The following is a 13,654-nucleotide window of genomic DNA, read 5'->3' as shown; positions in this document are numbered from 1 at the left end:
TCTATTGCTGATGTGCATTGTGGTGTACGGCAACGTTCTGTGAGCTGCCGTTCGAGCCCGGCTGCCCCTGGGCGGCTACGTCGGGGCGGGACAGCTGGAGCCGCAGCTTCTTCTCCGATAGCCTCCCGTAGCTGAACATGACGTCGTCGATCAGGATGCCGGGGGCAAAGATGATGCCGTTCCGAGCGGCCAGAGCCCGGCCTTCATCGGTGTCCAGGCCGATCGCCTCGACCTGAAAGGAGTAGTCCGCGGAGAGTCGGGACACTACCAGCTTGGCTTGATCGCAGGCGTGGCACGAGGCTTGCGTCAGTACGATGATTCGCATCAGGCGTCGGTCCGGACAGCCTGCATCTGGGTGAGTATCTCGTCTACCGGCACGTACATGGTATAGTTCGGCGGGCCACCGTAGTCGGCGCGCCACTCAATTTCCCCCGTCGGCCCAACCAGGATGAAGCTGTGTCCGTTGCGGGATTCACCCATCATTCCTCACTTGTTGGTCTGGTAAGTCAGGGAGACATCCAGACGGGTGCCGGCCAAAGCGACCGCCGTCAGCTTGTCGTCGGCCATTTTCTGGGCGATCAGGTTCACCGGCCCGCTGGTGATGGTGAGGAGCTGATCGACGCCGACAGACTGCAGCTCGGTCTGGGCGGCGTCCAGATCGCGGATTTGGTCCCAGCACGGCTGACACCCGATCCCCTCATGAAAAAAGAGCAGAACGGACTCGCCACGGTAGTCGCTGAGATTGACCGTCCCCCCAGCCGTGGAAGCGAGAGAAAAGTCGGGGGCTTCCGCGCCCGGGCCGGGAGCACCCACGGCGTAACTGACGGAGGTGGTGTTTTCCACAGCCGTGGGGGTCCCGTTCCAAGTGCTTTCCATGACCACCAGGATGGCTGCCGCAACCGCCATGATGCTCACGACCATCGTTGCCCGGCGCAACCCGGTGCTCCTGGCGCGTGACTGCAGGCGTATGCCCGGACGGCCTTTCTCCCGTGATGCCATTACTGTGACTTTTCTGTCTGGGTGCGCGTATGCGCCTGGTCGGGTCGGTTGCCGGAGGCGGTCGGCGTGGCTGCGTGCTTTCGGCTGCGGAGCGCCGTCCAGACCAAAGCGCCGAGAGCGGAGAAGACGGTGAGCGTCGAGATCCACCCTGGAATGAAGGCCAGGAACTGCTGGATGACGGCGGCCCAGTGCCCCAGTGCTGCGGCAAGTTCAACCTGCCACCCATCCGGTGCCATGCCCGGTCCCTGCACCGCGAGGACGACGGTGAGCACGCCAATGGCGATCATCAACCCGCTTGAGAGCACTGTTCCCACGGACAACCGCCACCGGGCCCGGGGCCCGATCGGAAGGGTCGTGGCCGCGAGCAGGCGACTTGCTCCCCAGTTTTTCTGTCCCACACCGACGCCAAGGCGCACAGGGGAGCGACCATCCCGAATACGTAGGCGACGCCCGCTGCGGCGGCGGCCGGGAAAGACGAAGCGGCACCGGAGAGCGCCGCCACATCGGCGAGGACTGGGGCGCAGCACGCGCTGGCGGCACCGGAGAACACTCCGAGTCCGTACACCGAGCCGATGCTCGTTCCGCCGCCGCGCCCGGAGGGCATCGGTAGCATCATTTTCCAGCCCCCAGGGTGGCAACGCCCACTGCCACCATCGCGAGACCAGGCGGCCGTCGATCATGTGCTCGATGATGGCGCACACGCCGAGTCCGCTGGCGTCGGTTGCCGAGACGTCCTTCACGATGCCGTCCGCGACTGCCTGGATGGGAGTGTTCACGCCGGGATTCATGTCCAGGCCCTTGTTGAAGCTCGAGCAGCCGTCGCAGGACGGCACGCGCGGACCGCAGTCCGTCGTGATGAAGACCCCGACTGTGAACGGCCGCTGAACTGGCGAAGTCACGTCCTTGACATAGCTGCCCGACCTTTGGTTATAGGCGCCTGGCTACGGCTTCTGCACTCGTCCCACGGTGAAAACGTCGCGCAGGACGCTGACGGTGTCTGCTTCGTTGATGGGCACGACCTTGGGCGCGTCAGCGGCCAGTTGGCTCTGTGGATTCGCCGCGGCCGGGCCGGGTTTTGCGAGCGAGAGCGGGGAGCGAGACACTGACGGCGAAAAGCGCGACGAAGGCCATCGCCACGACGCCGAACAATCGCCGCCGCACTGGTGGCGGAGCCGGTCGGTCGGACTGTTGTCGGCGCGATTTGTGTACCAGCCTGCGGGGCTGCCGATGACGCTGGTGTTTTTCTGCCGCCCGCAGACGGCGACGGGTCTCGATAGGCTTTACCGCCGGGAAAGGTGAGGGGTCCTACGGGGTGGAGAGGATGTCCTTCATGACATCGATCTCATCGGTCTGGCTCGTGACGATGTTCGACGCCATGGCCTTGGCGTCCTCGTTTCGACCTTCATCCAGTTCCAGCTCCGCCATCATGATCGCGCCCTGATGGTGGACGATCATCTGTTCCAGGTATAGCTCGCCGGCCTGCGGGCCCGACGCATTTTCGAGGGCCATCATGTCGTCGTCGGACATCATTCCGTCGGAACCGTCACCCATCCCCGACATCCCATCCATGCCGCCGGTGCTGGTCTCATCGGTGCCCCACTCGGCGAGCCAGTCTCTGAGTTGCTCTATTTCCGGTTCTTGGGCGGCTTTGATCTGCGTGGCGAGGTCGGTGATGGGCACGTCGACCTCGTCCTTGGCGAGGATGTCCTCGCTCATCTCGACGGCTTGCTCGTGGTGGGGGATCATCATCTGTGCGAAAGTCACATCAGCCGACCCGAAAGAAGCGGACGCAGTGGGGGTGCTGGATGACCCGGACGAACTGTCGGGGGTTGTCCCGTTGGTGCAGGCGCTGAGCGTGAGCACGGCGGCAAGGGCCGCCCCAGTCAGAAGGTACTTACGTGATTTGAGCATTGTTTTTCCATTCATTAGTCAGACTTGAGAAACCGAGGCGCCGGCGGGCGCGAGGAAGCCACGCGTCCATGAGGGCGCGTCGGCGGCGGTTCGGTCTAAATGCGACTGATGGAAAGAATGGTCAGATTCGGCCTGAGAATATCCAGGACGAGGCGGTGAGAGAGCCGAGCGATGTGCCCGCCCGCGTCGAACAGCCTGCGGTACGTTGACGGTAACCGAGCCAGCAGGATCAGCGAAGCGAGCACCAGCAGGATGGTGCAGGTCATCGCGAGGATCGCACAGTCCAACATGCAATCGGAACAATCCACGACTCCGAGACCGGTGTGTGCGATGACGGAAACCGCCGAGACAGCGCCCGCCGTGACAACGGGGGAGACACCGACCTGCGCGGTGGGGTCAGATGCAACCGCGGTCCCACCCGTCTCGTGACTGGCATGCGTGGAGTTCATGGCCAGCACACCGAACAGGAGTCCGGCCATGGCGACCAACGCCACCAAACCAGACAGGAGGACAGGCCTCGTGCGGGGAACCACGTGTGCTGTGCTATCCAGCTTCATGTCGCCTCCGGTCCCGTTCCTGTCGCGGTTGGTTCCCGCGCATACCCCTCCACAGTATCGACTTTCACACTGCTCGACCTGTGAATGCGATCTCGCAGGTCACCCGATGGTGGCAGGATGTGCGGTGAGCGTTCCGGTAGGTATCGGGGCACCCGCCACGTTGAGTCCGCGAAAGCCGCGCAGCCGGAGGCTGTTGCTCACCACGAAAACAGATGACAGTGCCATGGCCGCGCCGGCGATCAACGGGTTGAGCAAGCCCAGCATAGCCAGCGGGATCGCCGCCACGTTGTAGGCGAAGGCCCAGAACAAGTTGGCCTTGATGGTCGACAGGGTTCGCCGGGAGAGTCGGATCGCATCAGCTGCCGCGATGAGGTCGCTTCTGACCAGGGTCAGATCGCTGGCCTCGATGGCGACATCCGTTCCCGTTCCCATCGCAATGCCCAGGTCCGCGGTGGCCAGTGCCACAGCGTCGTTCACGCCGTCGCCGACCATGGCAACCACGCGACCCTCGCTCTGCAGCTCCCGGATGATCTGCGCTTTCTCGGCCGGCAGCACACCGGCACGAACGTCGCTGATACCGACCTCAGCCGCAACGAAGGCCGCGACGGCCTCGTTGTCGCCGGTGAGGAGCACCGGCTGCAGACCCAGGCGACGGAACTCCGCGATCGCGGCAGCGCTGGTGTCTTTGACGACGTCAGAGACGGCGAGGATACCCCTGGCCTGGCCGTCCCAGGCGACGGCGACCGCGGTTCGACCCTGTGCCTCGAAGGCGGCCAGCACCGTCTCGAGCTCTGACGGAAGCGGGATAGTCCACTGTTCCGTCAGCCAGCGCGGACGTCCCACGAGAACGACCCGACCGCCGACCAGGGCTTGAACGCCGAGACCGTCCGTCGACGCGAAGGACTCGGGAGACGGTAGTTCGCCGGCGCGTTCCCGGGCACCAGACACAATCGCCTGGGCGATGGGATGTTCGGAACCCGTTTCCGCGGCTCCGGCGAGGTGAAGCAGGAGCTGCTCGTCTCCACCAGCGACGGGAACGGCGGCCACGAGCGTCATCCGGCCGGTCGTGACCGTGCCGGTCTTGTCGAGCACGATGGTGTCTACCCGGTGGGTTGATTCGAGAATCTGGGGTCCCTTGATCAGGATGCCCAACTGCGCACCACGCCCGGTGCCCACGAGCAGAGCGGTCGGGGTCGCCAAGCCGAGCGCGCACGGGCACGCGATGATGAGCGTTGCCACGGCCGCGGTGAATGCGACGACGGTCCCTGCTCCGAGCAGCAGCCAGACCACAAGGGTGGCCAGCGACAACCCGATCACGATCGGGACGAAGATCGCTGAGACCCGGTCGGCGAGGCGCTGTACCTCGGCCTTACCGGTCTGCGCCTCTTCGACCAAGCGGCCTAGCTGGGCGAGCTGCGTGTCCGCGCCAACGCGGGTGGCCCGCACGACCAGGCGACCACCCGAGTTCAAGGTGGCGCCGACCACGGCTGCGCCGGGCCCGACCTCGACCGGAACGGACTCGCCGGTGAGCATGCTGACGTCGATCGCCGAGTTACCTTCTACAACGGTTCCATCCGTGGCGATCTTCTCGCCGGGACGGACGACGAACTGGTCGCCGACGACCAGCGACGCGGTGGGGACGGTGGTCTCGACACCATCCCGCAGAAGGGTCGTCTCTTTCGCCCCGAGTTCGAGCAGCGCCTTCAGCGCGGCACCAGACTGTTTCTTCGCACGGGCCTCGAAGTAACGGCCGGCCAGGATGAACACCGTGACGGCGGATGCGACCTCCAGGTAGATTTCATCGGCACCGCTTCCCGGGGTGGCGGTAAAGCTGAAGGCCATGGTCATGCCCGGGACTCCAGCCATTCCCAGGAAGAGGGCGTACAGCGACCAGCCGAGTGCGGCGAGCACTCCGATACTGATCAGGGTGTCCATAGTCGCAGCACCGTGGCGCAAATTCACCCAGGCAGCGCGATGGAACGGCCATGCTCCCCAGGCGGCGACCGGGGCGGCAAGGGTGAGAGCCAGCCATTGCCAATTGGTGAATTGCAGCGGGGGGATCATCGAGAGCAGGAGCACGGGGGTGGCGAGCACGGCGGACAGGATCAGCCGCTGGCGCAGGCTGGCCACTGCGCGGTCTTGGTCCGTGGGCACATCGAGTGTCGGCGCCTCAGGCGGTTTCGGACGTGCGGCCGTGTATCCGGTCTCCTCAATCACCGCGATGGCATCCTCAACCGTCGTGCCGTCAGGGATGAGGACACTGGCCTTCTCGGTGGCGTAGTTCACCGATGCCTCGACCCCGGGCATCCGGTTGAGTTTTTTTTCAATTCGCGCCGCGCAGGAGGCGCAGGTCATGCCGCCGACGAGAAGGTCGACCTGCTCTCCAATCATCGTGTCGCCGTGACCAGTTCATAGCCTGCCTCATCGATGGCGGCGGCCACAGCGGCGGGATCGAGGGGTCTGGAGCTGGAGACGGTGACCACGGAGACGCCGCCCGGAACAAGGTCAACGTCCACGGCTTCGGCTCCGGCGACCTGGCCCACTTCGGCCGTCACGCTCTTCACACAGTGAGAGCAGGTCATTCCCGATACCTGGAAAGTGGTGGTCATGCCGGTAGGTTCTGCGGTGCGCTCGGATTTGTGATCGTGCGACCCGCACGTGCACGAAGAGTCAGTAAGACCAAGGTCGTTCTTATTCGACGTCGACATAGTATTCGCGATTCCTTTCGTTCCCCGGCGATCGAAGCAACCGTCGGGACGTACTTCCAGGGGATACATCCACGGTATACCCCAGGGGGGTACCCGGTCAACATGAGATCGGTGCGCACAGTTGGTCAACCCGCCGCGTGTGAGGTATACCACCCGGGGGTATACTCGGAAAATTCAAAGTGCCACCACTCGCCGGCAGGCCACCAGGATCGCGCGGGGCAGACCAGATCGGATACACACACCAATGAGTGATTTCAGCGACAAGAGCGCGATGACAACCCACGCTGGCCCGCACGGCTACATATCAAGCAAAGACGCGTATGTGAAGCGCCTCCGACGAATCGAAGGACAGGCCAGGGGATTGCAGGGAATGGTTGCAGATGAGCTGTACTGCATCGACATTCTGACGCAGATATCAGCTATGACCAGCGCTCTGCAGTCCGTGGCCTTGGGCTTACTCGAGGACCACATGAGCCACTGTGTTGTTGCCGCTGTCGCTGCCGGCGGTGAAGAAGGCGACGCCAAGATCAAGGAAGCTTCAATCGCAATCGCACGATTGGTTCGCTCCTAACCTCCCCCATGCGCACTGCGCCGTCAGCGCCTGAAAGTGCCTGGTGCTTCATCGTCGAGGAGTCGCCAGAAACCACCGGAAGCTCCAACTTTGTTTCCGGGGACGGTTCGACGGTTTGCGTTGAGAAGCTGATTCCATTTGGTGTGGATCCGACCGGGATACGTGCCACAACGGTGAGCGACTTCAGATCGAGGACGGCGACCGTGTCTGCAGCCATGTTGGTGACGTACGCGTGTCGGCTGGAGGGGTCAATGACGACGCCGTGGCCGCCGTCGCCCGTCTTCACGCTCTTCACAACCTTGAATGTATCGACACTCAGGATCGAGACTGTTGTGCATGGTTCGTCGTCGGTGCCCTGGTTGGTAACAATAGGTACTTGTTGTCCGGGCTCACGAACGTCTGGATCGGTCCGGAGCCGACCGCGGTCTTTCCGATCAGCTTGCGGGTGGCCACGTCTACCTTGGCAACGGCATTTTCCCCACTGAGCGAGGCGTACACGAAGCGTTCGTCCGGCGAGAATGCCACTTGGGCGGGCGCCGCGCCGACCTCAATCTCTGCGACCTGTGAGTTAGTTGCGGTATCGACGACGCCCAGAATCGTTCCGCCGATGTTGGCGACGTAAATCCATTTTCCATCGGGGCTTGGCCGGAGCCCGTGTGGGCCTGTCCCGACGGGGATGGTGGCCACCGACTGCATCGTCGAGGCATTGACTGCCGTCACGGTGTCGTCAGCGTTATTGGTTGTGTAACTCGTCGTGAGATCCGGAGTGACGACAACGTGAGCAGGCATGGCGCCGGTGGCGACCATTCCCGTCACAGCCAACGTAGATGCGTCGAGCTTGATCGCCATAGACGTGGATCCACTGACGGCCCACGCGGACTCCCCATCGGCTGTCGCCTGCACATTGTGTGGGCTCTTAAGACCGGTCAGGGTGGTTGCGACCTTGTTCGAGGCCGCGTCGATCGCACTCAGGCTGGCGCCATCTTCGTTGGCGACCCAGACCGTTCCGGTCACGAGACCTCATGCATGGCTACCCGGGCCTCCGGGTCATCGGTTGTGGTCATCAGAATTGCCGTCGCGGCCGCCACGATGACCAGGGGGATCGCGCCTATGGCCACTGCACGTCTTCTGTTCATTGCATTCCCGTCACTCATGCCGTTGTCTCTTCGGACGGACCCTCAGCGAGACCATGATTTGTCGAATTGTATTATTTACGACAATACTGCTTTCTAAACAGGCCTGAGCAAAAACGCGCCTGCGCATCGGCTGCTGATGCGGTCGCGGCGACCGGCGGTCAGAGCACATGCTCTCCGATGCCGCTGGTCCCGCAGCCCATGGCACGGTTCAATGTGTTCGACGCGAGGTCTTCAGGTAGCTGCGGATCTCGTCAGGATCGCATCCTGTCCGGCGGAGGAAGCGAGCCTCGATCCTCGACATAGCGCAGCGTTTTCGCCGTCATCCCGGCCACATCATCCGTTCCTCCTATGCGCACCCTGTGCTCCTGCCATGACCGGACTCGTGGTCCGGCTTGACCTTCCAGCCGTGAGGAAGGTCGAGACTTGAGGTCCGTGCACACCGCACTGCGCGGCGGCAGCGCGATTGCCGATTGGAAGCACTTGGAGGATTCATGTGTAAAACAACGCCGACCGACTTTGACTTGGCGATCATCGGTTCCGGTGGTGCAGCATTCGCGGCCGCGATCCTGGCGACCAGGCTTGACAAGCAAGTGGTAATGGTCGAGCGTGCAACTATCGGAGGCACCCGCGTTAACACGTGATGTATGCCGTCTAAGGCCTTGTTGGCGGCCGCGGAAGCTCGCCATGTTGCCTTGGATGCGAGGCGATTCCCCGGCATCGCAGCCTCTGCGGAGCCGGTGGATATGAAGAAGCTAATCGAGGGCAAGCGCGCTCTGGTCAACACGATGCGGGCCAGCAATTAGGGGGACTTGATCGCCGAATACGATTGGGCCTTCCGTCACGGCGACGCAACGTTCACGGGAACTACGGAGGAGCCGCTACTGGAGATCACCTCGGCGACGGCAGCGTGGAAACCATGCGTTCGGACCAGTACCTCGTGGCCACCGGCTCCGCCCCGTGAGCACCACCCATTGCGGGGTTGTCCGAGGTGGGCTACCTGACCTCGGCGAACGCCATGGAGCTAGACGAAGTGCCCGAGTCATTGCTGGTCCGGGGGGCTACGTGGCTCTCGAACACGCGCAACTGTTCTCCCGGCTCGGCTGCGAAATGACCGTCCGGGTGCGCTCCCGGCTGGTGTCGCAGGAAGAATCCGAGGGCACCCGCGACGGGATCGCCGAGGTGACAAGCGCCACCGGCAAGGAGACAATCCGGACCAGCAAGCTCCTCGTGGCCACCGTACGTAGACCCGCCACCGCGGACCTGCACCTCGACAAGGTCGGCGTCACAGTCGGGACACGAGGGCAGATCGAAGTCTCAGGCATGTTGACTCACACGAAGCCGTAGTCCTTCACCTATTGGCCTTCTGAAGCCGTGTTGACGCCGATGTCCACGACCGTACCGCCGCGAGCCCGGCGAGTCCGGCGAGTCCGGCGAGTACGGCGATAGCGGCCAGGACGAGGGCAGTCGGGGCAAGTCCGAGCGTTGCCCCGAGGATCCCGGCCAGCGGGTTGGTGATGATGAAGCAGGCGTGGGAGAGCGAAAACTGGACGGCGAAGACCGCTCGCCGGTTGGTGTCGTCGGAGTAGCGGCGGAGGAGCCGGGCCGACGGCGTGAGGATCAGTGCGGTCGCGGCGCCGAGAACGAACCAGACCGTGAGCACGCCGGGCCAGGCCGGCGCGGAGTCCTGAGCCAGGACCAGCAGCGCGACGGCGACGAGCCCGCTCGGGAGGATGGCGCATCCGGTCAGCATCACGCGTCGATCCGGATAGCGATCCAGCACCCGCGGCAGGTTGAGGGCGACGAGCATGGAGCCGAGTCCGTAGCAGGCGAGGGTGATCGCGAAATCGACCTGGGTTCGTTCGAGGCTGTTGTGCACGAGGATGACGGTGTTGACGATCACCATCGCGGTAGACGCGGCGACGACGCTGTTCATCGCGAGCAGTGCACGGAGCGGCGGGGTGCGCCAGAACACGCGCACGCCTCGAGTGAGCCGGTCGACGAACGGTGCGGCTGCGGTGGATCTCATCGCCGGGAGGGTGGTGGAGAGCACGAGTGTGGCCGAGCCGACGAAGCCGAGCGCTGTTCCCACGAGCAGGAAATGGTAGCTGATCACGATCAGGAGCGCGGCCGCCAGGATGGGACTGAGCAGGGATTCCAGGTCGTAGGCCAGACGGGACAGCGACAACGCCCGCGTGTATTCGCTTTCCTTAGGAAGAACATCCGGGATCAGCGCCTGGAACGCGGGCGTGAAGGTCGCGGAAGCGGCCTGCAGCACAAAAATGAGAAGGTAGATCTGCCAGGCCTCGGTGACGAACGGGAGCGAGATCGCAACCCCGGCCCGGAGAACATCTGAGGACACCAGCAGCACCTTGCGGGGGACGTGGCTGGTGAGCGCGGACACGACCGGGGCGACGCCCACATAGGCGAGCATCTTGATCGTCAAGGCGCTGCCCAGGACGATGCCGGCATCCCCGCCGGCCAGATCGAAGGCGAGCAGCCCCAGTGCGACGGTGAGCAGGCCGGTGCCAATCAGCGCCACAACCTGGGCGCTGAACAGTTTTCGGTAGGCGGTGTTCCGCAACACGTCACGCATGCGCGTCCACCTCAAGGTCTGTGCTGGCGGTGTCGTGCGGGTTCCGGTGGTGGGCCGGAACGCCATCGAGGGCGTGTTCGGCCTGAAAGATGGCGTCGGGGACAAGCTGGCGGGCGTGCTCGTTTGCGAGGCGATAGAACACCCTGGTTCCTTCGCGCCGGGTAGTCACGATGCGGGCGAGGCGCAGCTTCGCCAAATGCTGCGATACGGCGGCCTGGGACTTGTTGACGATTTTCGCCAGTTGGTTCACCGAATGTGCGAGTCCCGCAACGCGAGTATGACCCGGATGCGCGTGGCGTCGGCGAGCATCGCGAAGACCTCCACGGCCAACTCGACTCACTCACTTTCTGGGCCGAGTGTGCAACCATCCTCATGCATTCATGCGCAGTGTGTTACACACGGGCGAGCACGTTGCGGTGGCTGATACGGCCAGGCTACGAGTGTCCACCTGTCGAGCCGGTCGATGAAGTTTCTGGCGTCTCCGCTGAATCGCTGGGCCGTGCCTGCGTGGAAGGTCCTGACATGCCCAGCGCCGAAGGGATGGTGTACACGGTCAGCGCTGCATTGACCAGACCGGTGATCGCGGTAATGGTCTACGGGACCAAAGGCGCGTTGATCGCCGCGTCGGTCGCGGCCCGCACGGCCACCCAGCCGATATGCGCGGACCTGAATCCTCGTGCCGTCCCGGCGGACGCGCGGGGGTTGTAGAGAAGCCGGATGCTGATCAACCCCAGGTCGGGGGCCACCCCGCGCGAGAGCGTGGCTTCGGCGTTCACGCTGCCGCTTCCAGTGCTGGGGCGGACTGCGCGGCTCCCAGCGCGGTTGTGCGGCTCAGCCGGCCCGCCCGGACGCCGTTGGCGATCACGACGATTTCGACCAGTTCGTGGATCAGGACCACGGCGGCCAGGCCGAGCGTGCCGAATAGTGCCAGGGGAATGAGCACGGCGATCAGCAGCAGGGACAGGCCCACGTTCTGGAGCATGATGCTCCAGGTTCTCCGCGCGTGGTCGAGCACCTGTGGTAGGTGGTTCAGATCTTCGCCCATCAGGGCGATGTCGGCTGTTTCGATGGCGACGTCGGAGCCCATGGCGCCCATGGCGATGCCGGTGTCGGCGGTTGCGAGGGCCGGCGCGTCGTTGACGCCGTCGCCGACCATGGCTGTGGGCTGGCGGGCTTTGAGGGTGCGGATGATTTCCGCTTTGTCCTCGGGGCGGAGGTCGGCGTGGACTTTGGTGATGCCCGCAGCCTTCCCCAAGGCGGTGGCGGTGACCAGGTTGTCGCCGGTGAGCATGACCGTGGTGTATCCGGATGCGCTCAGCCGGTCTATGACCTGCCGGGTTTCGGGACGCAGCTCGTCACGGACTGCGATGGCGCCGATGACCTGCCCATTGTCCTCGATGAGGACAGCGGTGGCGCCGGCCTGTTGCATCCGCTGGACGTCGGCGGCCAGGGGGCCGGCATCGATCCACCCCGGCCGGCCGAGACGTACACGTCGCCCGTCCACCCGGCCCTCCAGGCCGGCGCCGGGGACGGTATCCACGTCGGTGACAAACGCCCGGTCCGGAGCCGCGGCGAGAATGGCGTGGGCGAGGGGGTGTTCGCTGCGGGATTCCAGACCGGCCGCGAGGAAGAGGACATCGTCTTTGGAAGCGGATCCGGTGGTGGCGACATCGGTCACGGCGGGTTTGTTGCGGGTGAGGGTTCCGGTCTTGTCCAATGCGATGGTGCGGATCCGGCCGAGGGTTTCCAGGGCACCCCCGCCCTTGATGAGAACGCCCATGCGGCTGGCGGCGCCGACGGAGGCGACCACGGTGACCGGGACAGAGATGGCCAAGGCGCAGGGCGAGGCGGCGACCAGAACGACGAGCGCACGTTCGAACCACAGCAGTGGTTCGCCGACGATGAAGCCGAAGATGATGATCAGGACTGCAACGATCAGGATGCCCGGAACCAGCTTGCTGGCGATCGAGTCGGCCAGCCGCTGACCGGGCCCCTTGCGGGACTGCTCGGCCTCCACGATCTGAACGACCCTGGCCACCGAGTTGTTCTCAGCGGTGCTGGTGACCTCAACTTCGAGCGGGCCTGTGCCGTTGATGGACCCGGCATAGACCTCGGTTCCCGGTCCCGCCTCGACGGGGACGGACTCTCCGGTGAGCGCAGAGGTGTCCAAGGACGTGCGGCCGATGATGATCCTCCCGTCGGTGGCTAGACGTTCCCCGGGCCGGACGACCATGCGGTCGCCGGGGGCGAGTGCTGACAGGGCGACGGTGACCTCGGCGCCGTCGCGCAGGACGATCGCCTCAACCGGGACCAGGTCCAGCAGTGCGCGCAGACCGCGGCGGGTTTTCGCCAGGGAGTATTCCTCAAGCCCTTCCGAGATCGCGTAGAGGAATGCCAGCATCGCTGCTTCCTCGAACTGCCCGAGCGCGACCGCGCCGGCGGCGGCGATCGTCATCAGTGTACCGACCCCGATTTTGCCTTTGAGCAGTCGTCGGAGGGTGGACGGAACAAATGTCCAGGCGGCAATCAGAAGCGCCATGATTTCCAGCGGTAGCAGCAGCCCCTGGGGGCCGCCGGTCAGCGAGACGATCCACGCGGCAAGGAGAAGTGCACCGGAGGCTGCCGCCGCCCGGATCTCGCTCACCTGCCAGAAACTGGCGGTCTCCTCCTCTTCGGATGCCTTGGTCCCGTTTTTCTCGTCGCTGCAACCGCAGGTAGCACTCATGGTGTGCGCTTCTTTGTCAGGGGGACGCCGGTACTGCCGGTGCCGGAGATCGGGCACAGGCTGACCGCGTTGCCGGTTGCGGCGAGTAGAACCTCGGCCTGGGCGAGCATGTCAATCAGCTCCGGACGAGACAGCGAGTAGTACACGCTGCGGCCCTGCATACGGCCTTCCACCAGGCCGCACTCACGCAGGCACGCAACGTGCGCCGAAACCGTGGACTGGGCGAGGCCCAGCTCGTCGGTAAGGTCACTGACCCGTACCTCGCCGCCGGCCATTCGCTTCACAATGCTCAACCGGGCTGGGTCACTGAGGGAGTGGAACAGCGCCGCCGCAGGATTGCGTTGCTCGCACCCATCGGACAGAACCGAAGATTTGATCGTCATTAAACGATGATAGCGCTCAAGGTGGATCCTTCTTCGCTCACCGCCGGGAGTCGGACATCGCCCCATCCGAC

General features: G+C 64.4%; 18 protein-coding genes and 2 pseudogenes. 3 read left to right on the top strand and 17 right to left on the bottom strand.

What is annotated here, in order from left to right:
• Nucleotide 1: 1 nt before the first annotated feature.
• From E3T34_RS00355 to E3T34_RS00345, 4 genes are all read right to left on the bottom strand, one after another.
• Nucleotides 2–325 (bottom strand): thioredoxin family protein, encoded by a 324-nt coding sequence (locus E3T34_RS00355; protein ID WP_174721897.1) that lies wholly within the window; start codon nucleotides 323–325, stop codon nucleotides 2–4.
• Nucleotides 325–483 carry a hypothetical protein gene (locus tag E3T34_RS15625; RefSeq protein WP_166785810.1) on the bottom strand — a complete coding sequence of 53 codons (159 nt, stop codon included), beginning with the start codon at nucleotides 481–483 and terminating at the stop codon, nucleotides 325–327. The genes E3T34_RS00355 and E3T34_RS15625 overlap by 1 nt, the downstream gene beginning before the upstream one ends.
• A 3-nt stretch (nucleotides 484–486) precedes the next feature.
• The gene (locus E3T34_RS00350; protein ID WP_304993892.1) at nucleotides 487–906 is read right to left on the bottom strand and encodes a redoxin domain-containing protein; all 420 of its coding nucleotides are present in this window, start codon (nucleotides 904–906) and stop codon (nucleotides 487–489) included.
• A 92-nt stretch (nucleotides 907–998) separates the two neighbouring features.
• Entirely contained in the window at nucleotides 999–1,286 is a 288-nt protein-coding gene (locus E3T34_RS00345) for a hypothetical protein (RefSeq protein ID WP_134341790.1), read from the bottom strand.
• Nucleotides 1,287–1,686: 400 nt separating this feature from the next.
• On the opposite strand from E3T34_RS00345, the gene E3T34_RS00340 reads away from it, so the two are divergent.
• Nucleotides 1,687–1,884, top strand: coding sequence for a hypothetical protein (locus tag E3T34_RS00340; protein WP_134341789.1), 198 nt, complete (start codon nucleotides 1,687–1,689; stop codon nucleotides 1,882–1,884).
• A gap of 56 nt (nucleotides 1,885–1,940) precedes the next feature.
• Here E3T34_RS00340 and E3T34_RS15620 read toward each other — a convergent pair whose 3' ends face one another.
• The 5 genes from E3T34_RS15620 to E3T34_RS00320 form a co-directional block, all read right to left on the bottom strand.
• Nucleotides 1,941–2,102: a hypothetical protein gene (locus E3T34_RS15620; protein WP_166785809.1), complete on the bottom strand. Its 162-nt coding sequence runs from the start codon at nucleotides 2,100–2,102 to the stop codon at nucleotides 1,941–1,943.
• A gap of 202 nt (nucleotides 2,103–2,304) precedes the next feature.
• Nucleotides 2,305–2,910 (bottom strand): DUF305 domain-containing protein, encoded by a 606-nt coding sequence (locus E3T34_RS00335; RefSeq protein ID WP_134341788.1) that lies wholly within the window; start codon nucleotides 2,908–2,910, stop codon nucleotides 2,305–2,307.
• A 95-nt stretch (nucleotides 2,911–3,005) separates the two neighbouring features.
• On the bottom strand, nucleotides 3,006–3,467 hold the full coding sequence (locus tag E3T34_RS00330) for a hypothetical protein (RefSeq protein ID WP_134341787.1): 462 nt from the start codon (nucleotides 3,465–3,467) through the stop codon (nucleotides 3,006–3,008).
• A 99-nt stretch (nucleotides 3,468–3,566) separates the two neighbouring features.
• Nucleotides 3,567–5,858, bottom strand: coding sequence for a cation-translocating P-type ATPase (locus E3T34_RS00325; protein WP_134341786.1), 2,292 nt, complete (start codon nucleotides 5,856–5,858; stop codon nucleotides 3,567–3,569).
• Nucleotides 5,855–6,076, bottom strand: a complete 222-nt coding sequence (locus tag E3T34_RS00320; protein WP_134341785.1) for a heavy-metal-associated domain-containing protein — start codon at nucleotides 6,074–6,076, stop codon at nucleotides 5,855–5,857. Before E3T34_RS00320 ends, E3T34_RS00325 begins: the two co-directional genes overlap by 4 nt.
• 343 nt (nucleotides 6,077–6,419) lie before the next feature.
• Between E3T34_RS00320 and E3T34_RS00315 the strand changes: the two genes are divergently transcribed.
• Complete coding sequence (locus E3T34_RS00315; protein WP_166785345.1) at nucleotides 6,420–6,746, top strand: metal-sensitive transcriptional regulator; 327 nt, start codon at nucleotides 6,420–6,422, stop codon at nucleotides 6,744–6,746.
• Here the strand turns inward: E3T34_RS00315 and E3T34_RS16235 are convergent.
• The 3 genes from E3T34_RS16235 to E3T34_RS16625 are packed head-to-tail and all read right to left on the bottom strand — an operon-like array spanning nucleotide 6,703 to nucleotide 7,882.
• On the bottom strand, nucleotides 6,703–7,041 hold the full coding sequence (locus E3T34_RS16235) for a YncE family protein (protein WP_241977291.1): 339 nt from the start codon (nucleotides 7,039–7,041) through the stop codon (nucleotides 6,703–6,705). The two genes, E3T34_RS00315 and E3T34_RS16235, sit on opposite strands and share 44 nt — an antisense overlap.
• Before the next feature lie 20 nt (nucleotides 7,042–7,061).
• Nucleotides 7,062–7,760, bottom strand: coding sequence for a beta-propeller fold lactonase family protein (locus E3T34_RS00310; RefSeq protein ID WP_241977290.1), 699 nt, complete (start codon nucleotides 7,758–7,760; stop codon nucleotides 7,062–7,064).
• A complete protein-coding gene (locus E3T34_RS16625) occupies nucleotides 7,757–7,882 on the bottom strand; it encodes a hypothetical protein (RefSeq protein WP_255570893.1) in 126 nt (41 codons plus the stop codon). The genes E3T34_RS00310 and E3T34_RS16625 overlap by 4 nt, the downstream gene beginning before the upstream one ends.
• Before the next feature lie 491 nt (nucleotides 7,883–8,373).
• Between E3T34_RS16625 and E3T34_RS16230 the strand changes: the two are divergent.
• Nucleotides 8,374–9,223: pseudogene (locus E3T34_RS16230) on the top strand (FAD-dependent oxidoreductase); the annotation flags it as partial.
• Nucleotides 9,224–9,230: 7 nt separating this feature from the next.
• Here E3T34_RS16230 and E3T34_RS00300 read toward each other — a convergent pair.
• The 5 genes and pseudogenes from E3T34_RS00300 to E3T34_RS00280 form a co-directional block, all read right to left on the bottom strand.
• The gene (locus E3T34_RS00300) at nucleotides 9,231–10,475 is read right to left on the bottom strand and encodes an MFS transporter (RefSeq protein WP_134341783.1); all 1,245 of its coding nucleotides are present in this window, start codon (nucleotides 10,473–10,475) and stop codon (nucleotides 9,231–9,233) included.
• Nucleotides 10,468–10,754, bottom strand: a pseudogene (locus tag E3T34_RS00295) (winged helix-turn-helix domain-containing protein). Before E3T34_RS00295 ends, E3T34_RS00300 begins: the two are co-directional and overlap by 8 nt.
• Before the next feature lie 314 nt (nucleotides 10,755–11,068).
• Nucleotides 11,069–11,251, bottom strand: a complete 183-nt coding sequence (locus tag E3T34_RS00290; protein ID WP_134341782.1) for a hypothetical protein — start codon at nucleotides 11,249–11,251, stop codon at nucleotides 11,069–11,071.
• Nucleotides 11,248–13,200 carry a cation-translocating P-type ATPase gene (locus E3T34_RS00285; RefSeq protein WP_134341781.1) on the bottom strand — a complete coding sequence of 651 codons (1,953 nt, stop codon included), beginning with the start codon at nucleotides 13,198–13,200 and terminating at the stop codon, nucleotides 11,248–11,250. Before E3T34_RS00285 ends, E3T34_RS00290 begins: the two co-directional genes overlap by 4 nt.
• Nucleotides 13,197–13,583: a helix-turn-helix transcriptional regulator gene (locus E3T34_RS00280; RefSeq protein ID WP_134341780.1), complete on the bottom strand. Its 387-nt coding sequence runs from the start codon at nucleotides 13,581–13,583 to the stop codon at nucleotides 13,197–13,199. The genes E3T34_RS00285 and E3T34_RS00280 overlap by 4 nt, the downstream gene beginning before the upstream one ends.
• Nucleotides 13,584–13,654 lie beyond the last annotated feature (71 nt).

This window comes from Cryobacterium sp. TMT1-62 (genome assembly GCF_004403145.1).
Taxonomy (GTDB): domain Bacteria; phylum Actinomycetota; class Actinomycetes; order Actinomycetales; family Microbacteriaceae; genus Cryobacterium; species Cryobacterium sandaracinum.
This window is presented reverse-complemented; position numbering and strand designations above follow the sequence as displayed.